Origin of the sequence: Vagococcus sp., assembly GCF_052102835.1 — a bacterium.
Classification (GTDB): domain Bacteria; phylum Bacillota; class Bacilli; order Lactobacillales; family Vagococcaceae; genus Vagococcus.
This window is the reverse complement of the sequence record NZ_JBQEIL010000001.1, coordinates 307676-325208: the sequence shown is the minus strand read 5'-3', so window position 1 is coordinate 325208 and position 17533 is coordinate 307676. Positions and strand designations below refer to the sequence as shown.

The window sequence follows — 17533 nt, the reverse complement described above, 5'->3', positions numbered from 1 at the left end:
TTAGTTAAAATTTATGGTTGATTAAGCTATTATAAATTTATTTTTTTAATTTTAAAAGGTTAGGCTAGTTTTTCATTAGCACCTTAGAACATCAATTGAAATTGACAAGGTGTCTTCTTTAAACTATATTAAGTTGAGCGTGAAACATTAGGGAGGAGTTTTTTTATGGCGACAATTGAAGATGTTGCAAAACAAGCAGGCGTATCCGTTACGACTGTTTCAAGAGCATTAAATGGTCATCCTTATGTATCTGATAAAACAAAAGAACTTATTTTTGATACAATGAAAGTGATGAATTATACACCAAATATTATTGCACAGCAGTTAAGAGGGAAAAAAACAAAAATGATAGGCGTCATTATTTCAAGAGTGACGAATCCATTTTTTGCTTATTTGGTAGATGCGATTGAACAAATAGCTTTTCAAAAGGGGTACCAAGTAGTTATTCTACAAACCTCAGAAGACTCAGCTCGAGAACTGAATTTTTTGAAATTATTAGATGCGAAGCAGATTGATGGTTTGATTATGACCAATACCGAAAATGATTATCGGACATTAAAAAAATACATAGAAAACAATCAATTGGTGATTTGTAACCGTTATATTTATGAAGATGAAATGCCTGTCATTCGAATAAATGAAGAAAAGGCAGCTTATGAAGGCGTCATTCACTTATTGGAAAAAGGCTATCGTAAGATTGGTTATTGTACAGGCTATGAGATTCATCCTTACGATTATCGTTTAGACGGCTACAAGAAAGCATTGAAAGAATATGAGATTCCTTTTGAAAATGATTTGATTTTTACGAATATTCTGTCTATCGAAGATGGAAAAAATTTAATTAAACAATGGGATAGCTTAAAAATTCAACCAGATGCTATTTTTTCTAATGGTGATGAAGTTGGGGCAGGACTTATCTCTCAAGCAAATGAACAAAAAATTGAAGTACCAAATGAATTAGCTGTTATTGGGTTTGATGATCAACCCTTAGCATCGTTAACATTTCCTAAAATGACGACAATTCATCAACCTATTGATGAGTTAGGTGCCTATGCTGCAGAATTATTAATCTCTAAGCTAGAAAAGGCAGCAGAACCGAAATTACGTGATTTTACAACAGAAGTTATCGTACGACAGTCAACTTAACGGATAGTTTTCTTTTAAAAGAGAGAACTATTTTTTTATATTTTCGTATGAAAACGATTGACATATGAAAACGATTGACATATACTTTATTTATCAAATGAAGACGGTTTCTAATAACGAATAAGGAGAGAGTCAGTGATGAAAAAAAGAATTTTGGGAGCAACTTTGGGGATTTTAGCAATCACAGCTTTGATTAGTGGATGTTCGAGTAAAGGTGCAAAAAAAAGTGACGAGCTTTATATTTTTAACACAAAGAGTGAAATTAGTGAACCTTTAAAAGAATTAGCCAAAGATTATGAGAAAGAAACAGGGATTAAAGTTAAAACATTTTCACCTGGTTCAGGAGCAGATGTTACAGAAACTATGAATACTGAAATGACATCAAAAAATGCACCGGCTATTTTTGCAACAAACAGTTTAATTACATGGGGACCTAAAGAAGGAGACTTCATGTATAATCTTAACGACTCATCGAATGATAAGTTAAAAAAATTAGCTAGTGAAGTACCAGAAAATATGCGATTGAATGTAGATGAAAAAACGAATTTTGGTATCCCCTACACTGTTGAAGGTTATGGATATGTTGTAGATACAAAGGTTTTATCGGATCTTTTCTCAGCAGCAGAAACCCCTGCATTATTAGCTGATTTAAAGAAAACAAATTATGAAGAATTTATAAAATTTACTGATAGTATCAATGCTTTTATTCACGATGGAAAAGCAGCAGAAGTTCAAGTGAATGGCAATAAGTATCAATTAGCGAGTGAAAAAACAGAATTAACAAAAGAATTAACGGGTGTCTTTGTCGAAGCAGGTGCTGAAAAATGGACGTATTCAGATCATATGATTAATGTTCCAATGAATACTGTCTATAGTAGCTATTCAGATGCATTGTATGCTAAGCCGAATAAATTTAAAGAAACCAAAGATTCATTAATTAAGTACATGGAAGTTCTTGAATATAATACAGCACATGCTGCAGGGGAAAAAGAAGGACTGAAACGTGGAACAAACTTTATTAATGGGACAACGGGTAGTTATGATAATTCATTGCAGCTGTTTGCAGATCACAAAGGATTATTTATTAAACAGGGAAATTGGATTTATCCAACGTTAACAAAATTAAATGAACCGATGTTAGCAACGCTAGATATGATACCAATCAAAATGCCTTTTGAGGAAAAAGATATTAAGTTAAAAGGTTGGACACCAGAGGATTATAATCAAACCATTCCGACATTTGTACCTAACTATTGGGTTATTAATAAACAAGCGAATGAAGAACAAATTAAACAAGCCGAAGATTTTATTGTATGGTTATACACCTCTGATCGTGGGTTGAAGTTCTTGACAGATGAAAGTGGTTTTATTCTATTTAATGATTTAGAAAATGCAACATCAACGAATACTCTAAACCGTGCCATTCAATCTTACTTAGGAACAGGTAAAACAATGTCTAATCCATTCAATGCATCACCAGGAAACTTTTTAGAATTTGTCGGTAACGAATTGAAAGAAAATTATATGACAAAAGAGAAGTGGGATGCAGCGAGCTATCCAGATTTTGCGGATGAAATCATCAACAAATGGATTGAACTAAAAAAAGATAGTCAATAAAATTTAGGAATCCTCTGACACCTCTGTGGTAGAGGGTTCCTTCATCTCATTATAGGAGGAAAACCGATGAAAAATGTTTATAAAAAATGGTTCTTACCATTTACGATTCCTGCCCTTGTCTTATTTTCATGTGTTGTTGTGATTCCGTTCATTATTGGTGTGGTCTATTCTTTTTCAGCTTGGCGAGGTGTTTACTTTGCTGGAGGAGACAATGCTTTTGAAGCCTGGGTTGGCTTTGATAATTACATAAAAGCTTTTCAAAATGAAAGTTTTAGATCTGCTTTTATTTATACACTCAAGTTTACGGTTTTAGCAGTTGTTGCTGTTAATGTCGTTGCCCTTGGTTTAGCATTATTAGTTAATAGCATTGCTAAGGCGGTAGGTTTTTTCAGGGCAACCTTCTTTTTACCTAATTTATTAGGGGGGCTTGCATTAGGTTTTATTTGGCTATTTATTTTCGAAAATATTTTTTCAACTATTTTATTTGGACCAGAAGGACTATTACCTATTTCCTTTTTAACGAATATGACTCAAGATAATACCAAGAATCTCTTTGCAATGCTTCTAGTGGTTGTTTGGCAGATGTCGGGTTATATGATGATTATTTATATTACAGGTTTAAATAACATTCCTAGTGAGCTTTATGAAGCAGCTGATATAGATGGTGCGAATGCTTGGCAAAAATTTAAAAATGTAACGGTTCCAATGTTGATGCCATCATTTACGATTGTTTTCTTTTTAGTTTTATCAAATTGTTTTAAATTATTAGATCCAAACGTGGCGTTAACCAATGGTGAATTCAACACACGAATGCTTGCTTTACAAATTTTAAGAGCACCAAAAGATAGCTCCAATAATTATGGACTAGCACAGGCCGAAGCAGTAATCTTCTTTGTTTTAATAGCAATTGTTTCACTGACACAAGTAATGATTACGAAAAGAAAAGAGGTTGAGATGTAATGAAGAATATGATGAAGCGAATGAAAACATGGGGCTTAATTAAATACATTATTTTAACAGTACTCGCATTATATACTTTATTTCCAATCAGCTTCTTGATTATCAATTCATTTAAATCTCAAAGTGAGATTGTTAAAACACCATTAGCATTACCGAAAAGTTTGGATTTTAGTTACATAAAAAATGCAATTGAACAAATCGATTTAATTAAATCAGGTTTATTAACTATTTTTATTACGGTTGTTTCGGTTGGTTTGATTGTTTTAATTTCATCAAGTGTGGCTTGGATGATGGTTCGTTACAAAGGAAAAGTATCTTCGATAATGCTTCTTTTCTTTACCTCTTCAATGTTAATTCCTTTTCAGGCCGTAATGTATCCGTTAATCAGTTTATTTGATAGTGCCGGCTTAAAAAATATGTTTGGTTTAATTTTGATGTACGGTGGCTTTGGTTTAAGCATGTCAATTTTCTTATATCATGGTTTTATGAAGAATGTTCCACTTGCTTTAGAAGAAGCAGCTATTATTGATGGCGCTTCAGTTTTTCAGGTTTATTTTAAAGTGATTATGCCATTGGTACGTCCAACGACGATGACCGTGATTATTTTAAATTCAATGTGGGTTTGGAATGATTATTTATTACCTTTCTTAGTGATTGGAAATGGGGAAGTTAAGACGTTGACGTTATCTGTTTATTTTGCCAAAATTCAATCGGGACAATATGGAAATGCTTGGGATTTAATTTTCCCAGCCGTATTAATAACAATTACACCAATTATTATACTTTTCTTGTTTTTACAAAAAAATATTATTAGTGGTATCTCAGATGGGGCCGTTAAATAGGGGGATATAGAAATGAAAAAGTGGTGGAAAGAGTCTGTCTTTTATCAGATTTATCCTAAAAGTTTTAAAGATAGTAACCAAGACGGGGTTGGGGACTTGCGTGGGATTATTAGTAAATTAGATTATTTAGAAGATTTAGGAATCGACGTTATCTGGATTAGTCCATTTTTCGAATCACCAATGGTTGATAATGGTTACGATATTTCAAACTATTATAAAGTCGATCCAATTTTTGGTAATAATGCCGATTTAGAAGAACTAATTGCAGAAGCGAAAAAGCGTAAGATTAAACTTATTTTTGATTTAGTTGTTAACCATTGTTCCGATCAACATGAGTGGTTTCAAAAAGCCATCACCGATCCAAATTCTGAAGAACGTGATTATTTTGTGATTAAGAAAAAGGAAGAAATCACTAACTGGCGTGCTATTTTTGGTGGTAATAGTTGGACACCATTACCAGGCTCTGAGGAAGACTATTATTTCCATGTTTTCGCGAAAGAACAACCTGACTTAAATTGGGAAAACCCTAAATTAAGAAAAAAAATCTATGAGATGATTAATTATTGGCTGGATAAAGGCGTGGCTGGTTTTAGAGTGGATGCTATTTCTTATCTTAAAAAGAATCAAGAGTTCCCTAACTTTGAACCAGATGGTTTAGATGGTCTTGCCCATGTAGATAAAGGGAGTATCAATCAACCGGGCATCAATGCCTTTTTATCAGAATTAAGAAAAGAAACATTTGATAAATATGATTGCGTCACTGTTGGAGAAGCTTTTGGGGTTCCATTTGAAGACTTAGGTATTTATGTAGGAGATCAGGGCTGTTTCTCGATGATTTTTGAGTTTTCATATGATCACCCCTCTGTTCCAAAAGGTGGCGATTGGCATGAGTATCAAGCGTGGACCGTTGATGAGTGGAAACAACAAATCTTTGAAGCTCAAGCTCAAATTGCTAAGATTGGTTGGTCTCCGAGTCATATCGAAAATCATGATAGTCCAAGAGCTTTAAATAAATTTATTGAAAAAGTTGACCAAGGTTACGGTTCGGCGACCATGTTAGCGACCCTTTATTTCTATTTACGAAGTTCTCCTTTTATTTATCAAGGCCAAGAAATTGGGATGACAAATGTTGACTATGAATCGATTGATGTTTTTGATGATTTATCAACGCACGATCACTTCCAACGAGCGCTTGCTTATGGCCATGAAGAGGCTAAAGCTTTTGAATTAATTTCACCAAGAAGTCGTGACAATGCACGCTCGCCAATGCAATGGAATAATGAGCAATATGCTGGGTTTTCAACGGTTGAACCGTGGTTACCTGTAAAAAAAGATTATCCAGAAATTAATGTCGCTAAGGAATTGAAAACTGAAAATTCAATTTTAAATTTTTATAAAAAAATGATTCGCTTAAGAAAAGAAACAATGTATCAAGAAACATTAGTTTACGGTGAATTTAAACCTCTCTTTGAAACGATTTCTAACTTAGTTGCGTATGAAAGAGTGACCGACAATCAAAAAATATGGGTTTTAAATAACTTCCAAAATGTCCCTCTTGAAGTTGAACTGACTAAGAATTATGAGGTTCTTTTATCAAACTTTGAAGTGTTTGAAACACAGGGCCTTTTCAAATTACAACCTTATCAAAGTTTGGTATTAAAAATCAACGACAAATAAGCTAAGGAGTAAAGAATATGAAAATAAAAAATGAAGTAATGCTGATTACTTATGCCGATAGTCTAGGGAATAATTTGACCGATTTGAATGAAGTCTTAACTAAACATTTAGACCAAGTCATTGGTGGCATTCATCTATTACCTTTTTTCCCTTCAACTGGAGATCGTGGTTTTGCTCCTAGTGATTATACAAAGGTCGATCCTGCTTTTGGCGATTGGTCAGATGTTAAAAAGTTATCAGAAAACTATTATTTAATGTTTGATTTTATGGTGAATCATATATCAAGAGAATCTCTTTATTTTCAAGATTATCAGCAAAATTATTTAGCGTCACCATATAAGGATATGTTTCTTTCGATTGCTGACTTTTATCCTGAAAATCGTCCAACGGAAGAAGACATTGATATTATTTATAAGCGGAAAGACAAAGCTCCTTTTCAAAAAGTGAACTTTGCAACTGGAGAAGAAGGCCTTGTTTGGAATACGTTTGGTGAAGAACAAATTGACTTAGATGTTACTAAAGAAGTCACGAAGCAATTTATCAGACAGACAATCAAAGAAATGGCCGCGGAAGGTTGTTCATTGATCCGTTTAGATGCTTTTGCCTATGCGATAAAAAAACTGGATTCTAATTGTTTTTTTGTAGAACCAGATATTTGGGAATTATTAGACGAGATTCGTTTAGAAGCAGCAAAATATGAGGTTGAATTATTACCAGAAATTCATGAACATTATTCGATTCAAATGAAAATAGCAGAGCATGATTATTATATTTATGATTTTGCTTTGCCGATGGTTCTTTTATATTCACTATATAGCGGGAAAAGTAATCGATTAGTCGATTGGTTAAAAATGAGCCCAATGAAGCAATTTACGACATTAGACACGCATGATGGAATTGGAGTTGTTGATGCTAAAGATTTATTAGCAGAAGCTGAAACAGCGTATACTACGGAAAAATTATATGAAATTGGGGCAAATGTGAAAAAAATCTATTCTTCCGAAGCGTATAATAATTTAGATATTTATCAAATCAATAGTACTTATTATAGTGCATTAGGAGATGATGACCAAAGTTATCTATTAGCACGGGCGATCCAATGTTTTGCTCCTGGTATCCCACAAGTATATTATGTTGGCTTATTAGCAGGTAAGAATGATTTAGATTTGTTAGAGCAAACAAAAGAAGGACGGAATATTAATCGACATTACTATTCACTTGACGAAATTGAGGGTGAGGTTAAGCGTCCTGTTGTTAAACGATTATTTGAAATTTTAACGTATCGAAACGAATCACTTAGTTTTGATTTAGATGGAAAAATAACAGTGGAGGCTCCGAGTGATAATTTATTAGTTATTACTAGGGAAAGTCGAGATGGGGTATATCGCTCCGTATTGGAAGCAAACTTAGTGACAAAAGACTTTGTTATTGCCGATAATGTAGGAAAGCAAATAACGCAGCTCAGAAATAAATAAAAGACTTGGCTTAAAACAATTCTGTTTTAAGCCAAGTCTTTTTATTTAATGACATAGTCTAAAATAGTATCTAAATTTTTGATAAATATTTTTCGGTCTCTGATTTGAATAGCATCCATATCTTTTAATTGTTGGAACATTCGGTTAACACTACTAGCAGAAGTAATGCCACAGAAATGAGCAATTTCCTCATTAGTAATAATGAAGTCAATTAAGTAGCCATTATCCATCGGAATACCAAACAACTCATATAATTCAAAGATTTGAGTACAGACAGCACCAAATTTACCATTCATTAGCATCTGTTGCATTTTTTTGATCGACGTTAACAGACAAACACGATAATAATCTTTGACATACATTTGTAAATCTTTGCTTTTATTGATATCTTGCCAAAATTTGACACGATCAATTTTATAGAGTTCAGCTGTTTCAGATTCAATCCGAATGTTGAAGGGATAGTCTGTAAATTGTGAGTATTCATCACGTAATAAGGAAACAATTTCTAAATCTTTAATATATCGTAAGTTAAATTCACGGCCATCGTGAGAAATAATACTAGTTTTAATAATTCCATTTTTTAAAATATAGGCGTGACAATCTTTTAAACCTTCATAAGTTAAATAACTTTTTCTCTTTTTAGTAATCACGGGAAAAGTATTTTGATTCAAATAGTCTTGTAAAATAGAATGATCCAATGAAATTCCTCCTCAACGGCGTAAATAGTCCTTAGTTTAAAGTGATTATCATTTGTTTACTACCTAATACTAAACTAAAAAATAGATAAAAGTCAATAACAAATGTTAATGATATTTGGTATTACCATATTTTGAAAACAAATCCCTTTTTTTTTATGTTCGATTTCGCTTATAGTAAGGGATGCAGAAAGTTTTCAGAAAAAATAATCTTTAAGCAATTAAAGTTTGCAGGTTCAGAAAGGAAGAACAAAGTAGAATGCAAGAAAAAGAAGTAGAAAAATTATTTAATAAAGGCTTTATCAGTATTACGCTAATTAATTTTGTTGTCTATCTCGTTTATTATTTATTAATGGTTATTATTGCTGTGATTGCAAAGGATGAATTGAATGCAACGATGAGTCAAGCGGGACTGGCTTCAGGTATTTATATTATCGGGACCTTATTGGCTCGTTTATTCATGGGAAAATGGTTAGAGTTAATTGGCAGAAAAGCGGTGTTGCGTTATGGGGCTATTTTTTACTTGATTACAACCATTGCTTACCTACACATGCCTAGTATTGCTATTCTTTTTTTGGTTCGTCTTGTTAATGGTTTTGCCTACGGGACAGTTTCAACAGCGACGAATGCTATCGTGACGTCTTATATACCAAAATCAAAACATGGTGAAGGAATCAACTATTATGGTTTAAGTACCAGTTTAGCAGCAGCTATTGGTCCTTTTATCGGGATGATATTACTGAATAATACAAGCTTCCATACGATTGCTTGGTTCTCAATTATTTTGATTTTATTAACAACGATTGCTTGCTTTATTTTTCCAGTTAAAAATTTAGTTTTAACGAAAGAACATAAAGCGGAGCTATCTAAATGGACTTTTGATAGTTTTATTGAAAAAAAAGTGGGTTTCATTTCATTTATTGGTTTTTTGATGGGCTTATCTTATTCTAGTGTTCTATCATTCTTATCATCTTATGCTAAAGAAATTGATTTAGTCAGTGTGAGCCAATATTTCTTTGTTGTTTATGCACTTGTCGTGACTCTTACTCGTCCAATGACCGGTCGTATTTTTGATAATAAAGGTGAAAACTATGTAATGTATCCAAGCTATATATTTTTAACATTAGGTTTGTTTGCTTTAGGCATGACGAATAGTGCAGGTATGTTATTATTTGCAGGTGCTTTAGTCGGTTTAGGCTATGGAACCTTCATGTCAAATGGTCAAGCTGTTTGTTTGAAAACAGTGGAAACTAAAAGAATAGGTGTGGCTTTATCAACTTATTTTATTGGACTTGATTTAGGTCTAGGTGTCGGTCCTTACGTTTTAGGTGAACTACATGAATTTATCTCGTTCCCAGCTTTATATATGGTCGCTGGAGTGATCCCAATTATTTGTACCATCCTCTATGCTATTTTTTATCGTTCTAATCCAATGGTGAAAAAAATAGTCGTAGATGAAAAAATTTAAGATAAATTAAAAAGACTTGAGAAATCAATGTATTATATTGATTTCTCGAGTCTTTTCTTTGTGCTTCTTCCTTGGTGAAGATAAAGATTTAAATCTTTTAATTCTGTAATGGTGGGGTGCTCAGGTTGATTAGGTAGCATTTCAAAAAGTAAATAAATTAAATTATTTGCAATCTTGTCCAGTGGTTGTACAATTGTCGAAAGTGAGGGTAAAAATTTGCGAATCACTTGTGTCCCGTCGTAGCCAATAATTTTTAAATCGTTAGGAACCTCTCGCCCCATTTGTGCTGAAAGGTCATTACAAAGTAAAGCAATGAGGTCGTTTGTACAAAAGACTCCATCTAATTGCTTGTTTTGTAAGATTGATTTGATGATGGTTTGATCATCATTATTAAAATAAAAATTAGAATGATACTCAAAATAATGAGGTTTTAAATTTTTTTCAGCTAAGGCGCTTAAATAGCCTTCTTTTTTGTGAGAAAGTTGAAAAATAGCATTATTTTTTGGATTGATGAAGCCGATATTTTGACAACCTTGTTCTATAAGATGTTGAGTTGCCATTTTTGCTCCCGAAAAATCATCTACTTTGACTGTTGGAATATCATTTGATAAAAAACGACCAAAAGAGACGATGGGAAGTTTGATTGATTGGTAAGCCAGTATTTTTTTATAATTGGGAGTACAGGTGATAATCCCGTCGACTTGATTCGCTTCAAGCATTTTCAAGTAGTCTTTTTCTTTTTCGATGTTTTCATAGCAATTACAGAGTATCACTTTAAACCCATTTTTGAATAAATCGTCTTCAAGATATCTGACGAGTTCACTAAAAAAAGGATGCTGAATACTGGGAACTAAAAGCCCAATCAAACGAATGCTTTTTCCTTGTAATGCACGTGCAGCTTGATTGGGAATATAATTAAGTTCGAGCATTGCTTTCTTTACTTTTTTAATGGTTTTCTCACTTAGTGAGCCATAATTATTGATAACTCGTGAGACCGTAGTAGAGGATACACCGGCCTTTTTAGCAACATCGGTTAGTTTAACAGCCATATTGATGCTCCTTGTCATTTCTTCTTAGCTTCACAATAGTGTACTTAAATTGAATTGTCAATAATATGAGAATAATTATTAAAGATATTGTTAAACGTTTGACAATTTTTATAAATGCAAGTATTATGATGTTGTAGTTATTACCCAGAATTTTAATTTCTGCTAACTACTAAAATTTAGATATCGTTTGATAAATAATATTTAAAGAGATTTTCCCCCCCCCCAATACCTTAATGAAATCCCCGTTTCATTAAGGTTTTTAAAAAAATAAACCGCAAAGTTTTTATTTTGTGGTTTAATCTTGAGTTTTGGTATACTGGATAAGAAAAATGAATTGGAGTGTTGAAAATGAAGTATTTAGTAGTTGGTAGTGGTTTGTTTGGTTCTGTCTTTGCTCATGAAGCAGCTAAAAAGGGACACCACGTGACCGTAATCGAAAAGCGAGATCACGTTGCTGGAAATATTTATACAAGAAATGAAGACGGAATCAATGTTCATCAGTACGGTGCTCATATCTTCCATACTTCTAACCGTGAAATTTGGGATTATGTGCAACAGTTTACTGAATTTAACCAATTTATCAATGCACCATTAGCCATCAGTCAAGGTGAGTTATATCACTTACCGTTCAATATGAATACGTTCCATGCTTTATGGGGAGTGAAAACACCAAAAGAAGCAGCTAAAAAAATTGCTGAACAACGTTTAACTTTGACGAGATCAGCTGAAAATTTAGAAGAGCAAGCCTTATCACTTGTTGGATCCGATATTTATGAAACTTTGATTAAAGGGTATACTGAAAAGCAATGGGGCCGACCATGTACGGAACTGCCTTCATTTATTATTAATCGATTACCGGTTCGCTTAACTTATGATAATAATTATTTTAATGATCGCTATCAAGGAATTCCAATGGGAGGATATACTCCCATCATCGAAAAAATGTTAACGCATGAAAAGATTCAACTCCATTTAAATACTGATTTTTTTAAAAAGAAAGAAGAGTACTTAGCCAACTATGACAAAATTATCTATACTGGAATGATCGATGAATTTTTCGATTATTGTTATGGAGAATTAGAGTACCGTTCATTAGAATTTGTACATGAGCGTTTAGAAGAAGCGAACTATCAAGGAAATGCTGTGGTGAATTATATTGATAGTGAAATTCCTTATACGCGAATTATTGAACATAAACACTTTGAGTTTGGTAAGGAAAAACATACGGTAATAACTAAAGAATACCCTTGTGAGTGGACAAAAGGTAAAGAACCTTATTATCCAGTAAATAATGCAGATAACAACCGTTTGTATAAGAAATATAAAACATTATCCCAAGAAAAAAGCAACGTTATTTTTGGTGGTCGCTTAGGAATGTATCGCTATTTTGATATGCACCAAGTCATTGAAGCTGCTTTGCAATTGGTTGCTCGTGAAATAAAATAAATCTACAAACTGATGTTAATTAAAAACATCAGTTTGTAGGTTTTTTTGGAATTAAGACCGTTAAAATAAACCAGTTATCTTGATAATTGATTGTCATTGAGCCATTATATTTTTCAGCAAAATACGCGATACTTTTTAAGCCATAGCCATGATAGTCTGTATTTTCTTTCGTTGATTGCGGAAGACCGTCAATCATTTCAGGCTGATTTTCAGTATAATTTTTAACTTGATAAATGATAAAGTTACCTTTTTCAACTGTTTTTAATTGAATTAAGCGTTTTTCTTTTTCAGGTGTTTTTAAAATAGATTCAATCGCATTATCAAGTGAATTTCCGAGGAGGCTACATAAATCCATTGTTTCAATAGGATCAAGAAGTTTTCCATTTGTAAAGCAGGTGAGTGTAATATCATTTTGAATACAAAACATATTTTTTCTCGTGAGAATCGTATCCATAATGGCATTTCCTGTTTTTATTGGGGACTGAAAAAGACGGAGGTCTTCTTTCAAATTTTCAATATAATTTTTTTGTTTTTCTTGGTTGGTTTCTAATTGAATCATCTCTATTTGATGTTTTAAATCGTGAAATTTTCGATGAATTAATTCATTTCCTTCACGGTAATTTTCATATTGTTCATATTGCGATTGAAACATATGTTGAATGGCATTTAATTCTTCTTTGAGCATCATTTCGGAACGAAAATTCTCTTGCATTAAGATAATAAGAAGTCCTGCCAAATTGATTAATGCTCGGAAAGTATAAATCGTTAAACTATCTCCAATCGGAAAATCAGTGTTAGATAAAATAAACCCAACATTACTAACAAAGAAAATCATTAAGGCAGTCAAACAGGAAATAAAGACGTCTCTATGTTGAATTTGTTGAATAAAATGGGCATTAATGGTGAGGCGATTTGAAAAAAAGTAGTAGATTGTAAATAGTAGAAGGTAACAAAAAATGGCGAATAAATAAATAAAAAGAGTCGAGAATTGCCCTAAATTTATCGCCAAATAACAATACAGTTGCCAAGTGAGTGAAGCGGTTAATTCAGCTAAAATGAAACCCTTTGCTACGAGGTAAAGGGTTTGATTGCTCGAATAGTGGGTCGTCCATTTTAAGGTTAAAAACATCCAACCTAAATTGAGCAACATTCCAGGTAACCAAAAAAGTAAAGACCAAGTACCAACGAGTAGTTGTAAAAAAAGTTGCCCGATTCCCATTATGATTAAGTAAAAGGGAATGTTTTTTTTGTGCTGGTTTTTTGGTAATTGTAAAATTAAAATAACGCAAGCAAGCCACTCAGCTAGAGCGGTTAATTCACGCGGAATATTTGGAAGTACCAGCATTTAAAGCACCTCGTTCCCCAAGTAGTTTGTTAAAGCTTGGAGAAACTCTTTTTTTCGAGGTCGACTAATTACAAGTTCATACTTATCAATAAAAACAATGTTTTTATCAATCGCTTTGACATATTTTAAATTAACCAAGTAGCAATTATTACACCTGAAAAAATGGTGTTCTTGTAATCTTTTTTCCATATTCTTCATTGAATCGAGGAGGGTAAAAGAATTTTGTAGAGTATGAAAATGAAGATAATGCCCCTCACTCTCAACATAGACTAAATCATCCAATCTGATTTTACGAAGGCCATTGTTAACTTTAAGCGTTAGTGTGTTACTAGGTGTTGAAGTTAGTTTAGGAACTATTTTTTTAAAGTGTTCAAAAAAATTAAAATAAGTAATGGGCTTCAATAAAAAATCAGTCGCGTGAACGGAGTAACCCTCGATGGCCCATTGAACATAGTTTGTAATAAAAACAATTAAGACATCTGAATCAACATCTCTAATTTTTTTAGCAGCGGTCATTCCATCCATAATTGGCATTTCTACATCAAAATAAATAACATCAAATTGTCCAGAATACTGGTCAACGATTTCAAGACCATCTGTAAAAAGAGAAAGGTGGATCGCCACGTTTTGTTCTTTTTGATATCGTTCAAAACAACGTTTTAAGCGCTCTCTTTCTTCGAGATTATCTTCAACAATCGCAATATTCATAGATGATCGACTTCCTTTCCTTATTTCACTCTTATTATAAAGTTATTTAAAAAAAAAGCAAAAAAGAGAAATGACAGTTTATGATAAAAAAAGCTCAGAATATGAAAGAAAGATATTATACCGCTTACATAGATGATAATCTAATAAAAAAGAGAGTATAGGAGGACACTAGAAATGCTAAAAAATTATAATATTCTTCGCAATCTTTCATTAAAAGAGAAAGCTACCTTACTTTCTGGAAAGAACACATGGGAAACACAAGAGATTAAGGATAGCGTTCCGTCTATTTTTTTATCAGATGGACCACATGGTTTAAGAAAACAGGTTGGAGCCTCAGATCATTTAGGTCTGAATGCTAGTCAACCAGCGACTTGTTTTCCAACAGCTGCAACATTAGCGAATAGTTGGGATGAGCACCTTGTTGAAGAGATTGGGCAAGCACTAGGCAAGGAAGCGGAGGATTTGGATGTTCAAGTTATTTTAGGTCCAGGACTAAATATTAAACGGAATCCAAAATGTGGTCGTAATTTTGAATATTACAGTGAAGATCCTTACTTATCGGGTAAAATGGCAGGAGCCAGTATTCGAGGAATTCAAGCGAATGGCACGATTGCTTGTCCGAAACACTTTGCGGTGAATAGCCAAGAATATCGAAGGATGGCATCCGATTCAATCGTCGATGAACGAACGATGCGTGAAATTTATTTAACAGGGTTTGAAATTGCCATCAAAGAAGGACAGCCAAGAGCGATCATGTCTGCTTATAATAAGATTAATGGAATTTATGCAAATGAACACCCGAAATTATTGCAAGAAATATTAGTGGATGAGTGGGGATTTGAAGGGTTTGTTGTTTCTGATTGGGGAGGAGATAACAATCATGTTGAAGCGATTAAGGCGGGGAGTCATCTAGCAATGCCTTCCTTAGGTGCAGAAGGTGCGCGCGAGGTCGTTAAAGCTGTTCAAGAAGGCAATCTATCAGAAGAAACACTCAATCAACGTGTTGATGAGATTCTCACGGTTATTCTCGATGTACCTGTAAAAAAAGAGGAAAGCCCAACAGATTGGAAAAAACACCATCAATTAGCTAAAGAAGCAGCGATGAAAAGTGCGGTGCTTTTAAAAAATGAAGCGGCTGTTTTACCAATCCAGTCCACACAAAAAGTTGGTTTTATTGGTGAGTTTGCAGAAAGGCCACGTTACCAAGGGGCAGGGTCATCTATGGTTAACGCTCATCAATTAGAGAATGTGGTGGATTTATTAGCCGATTATCCTCTAAATGTTTCTGGTTTTGAATTAGGTTATCGTCGAGGAGCTAATACGGATGATAACTTAATAAAAAAAGCAGTTGAGTTAGCCAATAAAAGTGAAGTAGTAGTTGTCTATGCAGGATTAGACGAAAGTTATGAAAGTGAGGGGATGGATCGAACCCATCTAAGTTTACCTCAAAGTCAGCTTGAGCTGTTAGAAGCTTTAGCAACAACTGAAACAAAAATTGTCGTAGTATTATCAGCAGGTTCGGTCGTAGAGATGCCATGGTTAAAAAATATTTCTGGTTTGATTCATCTCTATTTATCGGGTGAAGCAGGGGCAAGTGCGAGTTTAGAAGTTCTAACAGGCCGTTATAATCCGAGTGGAAAGCTAAGTGAAACTTATCCATTAAGTTATCAAGAGGTTCCTTTTGGTGAAGAGTATCCAGCGATGGGGCCTTATGCTTATTATAAAGAAGGTCCTTTTGTAGGTTATCGCTATTATAATACTAAAAAAAATGAAGTTTTATTTCCTTTTGGCTATGGACTAAGTTATACCGATTTTAAATATAGTCAGTTGCATTTAATGGATGATGGAATTTGTTTTACCTTAACTAATACTGGGCATGTCGCTGGTGAAGAAATTGTTCAAATGTATGTTACTGCGCCGAAAGAAACGAATCTGAGACCCGTTCATGAATTAAAAGGATTTAAAAAAGTTAGTCTGCAGGCACAGGAAAGTTGTAATGTTTTTTTACCATTCGATGATTATACTTTCCGTACTTACAATGTGAAAGAAAAAGAATGGCAGGTTAACACTGGTCTTTATATCATCAATGTTGGTGGTCATTCTCGAGAACTACCACTATCACTAGAAGTGTTTAAAGAAGGTGTAGCCAAAGAAGTTCACGTTCTTTTAAGTGAAAATTATCAAACATTGTCATTGAATCAAATAACAATGAAAGATTTTGAGACTTTATATCAGGAGCCCGTGCCAGTATTTCAAGAACATAAAAGGCAATTATTGCATGAAAATAGTACGCTATCAGACTTACAATATGCACCTGGGTTTTTGGGACGTCAAGTTTATCGAGTCCTTCATCGGTTATTAAAAAGAAGTCAACGAAAAGGAACACCAAATTTAAATTTATTATTTATTTATAATATGCCCTTTCGTGCGATTGGAAAGATGACCAATGGTTTAATTAGTTCTGAAATGAGTCATGAACTTGTACGAATGGGAAATGGTCATGTTATTAAAGGCGGTATACGGTTCATCCAACAATTTTTTGTTAATAAAAAAGAAAATAAACGTTGGAGAAGTAAAGAAGAGGTAATGAAATAATGACAAATTTAATAAAAAACAAAAGCTGGCTCTCAAAATTTAAAGAAAAACATCCAGATATTTATGAATTTATTTTATTTAATCTGATGAGTAATGTTGCAACTATAGTTAACTTTGTAGTATTGTGGATAGGTACAGGTTTTGTTTTTAAAAACTTGAGTACGACCGATTTTCACTGGTTCATTTTTAACTATGATAATAATGAAGGTGGTTTGGGAGGCTTTTTAAGTTTTTTATTGGCTTATATTTGCGCTCAAATTGTTAATTTTATTGTGCAACGAAAAGTAGTTTTTAGTGCAACTGTTGATATAAAAAGTGTTTTACCTTGGTATATTGCAACGGTTACTTTTGCGGGTATCCTATCAATCTGGCTTCCCCCTTATTTAATTAAAGGGTTATCACCATTTGTAGGAGGTTTTGCTGCAACACTGGCTAATATGATTAACATAGTTATTCAAGTAGTTATTAATTATCCAATGATGAAATTTAAAATTATGAGGAAAGAGTAAA

The 17533-nt window shown here is 33.3% G+C and carries 14 protein-coding genes; 10 read left to right on the top strand and 4 right to left on the bottom strand.

Annotation, left to right across the window (positions count from 1 at the left end):
* The first annotated feature begins 165 nt into the window (after nucleotides 1-165).
* From ACTJFD_RS01520 to gtfA, 6 genes are all read left to right on the top strand, one after another.
* A complete protein-coding gene (locus ACTJFD_RS01520; protein ID WP_442259269.1) occupies nucleotides 166-1146 on the top strand; it encodes a LacI family DNA-binding transcriptional regulator in 981 nt (326 codons plus the stop codon).
* Nucleotides 1147-1284: 138 nt separating this feature from the next.
* Nucleotides 1285-2763: an extracellular solute-binding protein gene (locus ACTJFD_RS01515; protein ID WP_442259268.1), complete on the top strand. Its 1479-nt coding sequence runs from the start codon at nucleotides 1285-1287 to the stop codon at nucleotides 2761-2763.
* Nucleotides 2764-2829: 66 nt separating this feature from the next.
* Nucleotides 2830-3723, top strand: a complete 894-nt coding sequence (locus tag ACTJFD_RS01510; RefSeq protein WP_442259267.1) for a carbohydrate ABC transporter permease — start codon at nucleotides 2830-2832, stop codon at nucleotides 3721-3723.
* Nucleotides 3723-4565: a carbohydrate ABC transporter permease gene (locus ACTJFD_RS01505; RefSeq protein WP_442259266.1), complete on the top strand. Its 843-nt coding sequence runs from the start codon at nucleotides 3723-3725 to the stop codon at nucleotides 4563-4565. Before ACTJFD_RS01510 ends, ACTJFD_RS01505 begins: the two co-directional genes overlap by 1 nt.
* 12 nt (nucleotides 4566-4577) lie before the next feature.
* Nucleotides 4578-6242, top strand: a complete 1665-nt coding sequence (locus tag ACTJFD_RS01500) for an alpha-glucosidase (RefSeq protein WP_442259265.1) — start codon at nucleotides 4578-4580, stop codon at nucleotides 6240-6242.
* Nucleotides 6243-6259: 17 nt separating this feature from the next.
* Nucleotides 6260-7717: a sucrose phosphorylase gene (gene gtfA, locus ACTJFD_RS01495; protein WP_442259264.1), complete on the top strand. Its 1458-nt coding sequence runs from the start codon at nucleotides 6260-6262 to the stop codon at nucleotides 7715-7717.
* A gap of 41 nt (nucleotides 7718-7758) precedes the next feature.
* On the opposite strand, the gene ACTJFD_RS01490 is transcribed toward gtfA, so the two are convergent.
* On the bottom strand, nucleotides 7759-8415 hold the full coding sequence (locus ACTJFD_RS01490; RefSeq protein WP_442259263.1) for a Crp/Fnr family transcriptional regulator: 657 nt from the start codon (nucleotides 8413-8415) through the stop codon (nucleotides 7759-7761).
* A gap of 256 nt (nucleotides 8416-8671) precedes the next feature.
* Here ACTJFD_RS01490 and ACTJFD_RS01485 point away from each other — a divergent pair, with 256 nt between their 5' ends.
* Entirely contained in the window at nucleotides 8672-9880 is a 1209-nt protein-coding gene (locus ACTJFD_RS01485) for an MFS transporter (RefSeq protein WP_442259262.1), read from the top strand.
* A 32-nt stretch (nucleotides 9881-9912) separates the two neighbouring features.
* Here the strand turns inward: ACTJFD_RS01485 and ACTJFD_RS01480 are convergent, their stop codons facing one another.
* Complete coding sequence (locus ACTJFD_RS01480; protein WP_442259261.1) at nucleotides 9913-10929, bottom strand: LacI family DNA-binding transcriptional regulator; 1017 nt, start codon at nucleotides 10927-10929, stop codon at nucleotides 9913-9915.
* 339 nt (nucleotides 10930-11268) lie between these two features.
* Here ACTJFD_RS01480 and glf point away from each other — a divergent pair, with 339 nt between their 5' ends.
* Nucleotides 11269-12375: a UDP-galactopyranose mutase gene (glf, locus tag ACTJFD_RS01475; protein WP_442259260.1), complete on the top strand. Its 1107-nt coding sequence runs from the start codon at nucleotides 11269-11271 to the stop codon at nucleotides 12373-12375.
* A gap of 28 nt (nucleotides 12376-12403) precedes the next feature.
* Here glf and ACTJFD_RS01470 read toward each other — a convergent pair whose 3' ends face one another.
* Entirely contained in the window at nucleotides 12404-13720 is a 1317-nt protein-coding gene (locus ACTJFD_RS01470; RefSeq protein WP_442259259.1) for a GHKL domain-containing protein, read from the bottom strand.
* Nucleotides 13721-14428 (bottom strand): LytR/AlgR family response regulator transcription factor, encoded by a 708-nt coding sequence (locus ACTJFD_RS01465; RefSeq protein ID WP_442259258.1) that lies wholly within the window; start codon nucleotides 14426-14428, stop codon nucleotides 13721-13723. It abuts the gene before it with no gap.
* 174 nt (nucleotides 14429-14602) lie between these two features.
* Here ACTJFD_RS01465 and ACTJFD_RS01460 point away from each other — a divergent pair, with 174 nt between their 5' ends.
* A complete protein-coding gene (locus ACTJFD_RS01460; protein ID WP_442259257.1) occupies nucleotides 14603-17023 on the top strand; it encodes a glycoside hydrolase family 3 C-terminal domain-containing protein in 2421 nt (806 codons plus the stop codon).
* A complete protein-coding gene (locus ACTJFD_RS01455) occupies nucleotides 17023-17532 on the top strand; it encodes a hypothetical protein (RefSeq protein ID WP_442259256.1) in 510 nt (169 codons plus the stop codon). Before ACTJFD_RS01460 ends, ACTJFD_RS01455 begins: the two co-directional genes overlap by 1 nt.
* Nucleotide 17533: the final 1 nt, after the last annotated feature.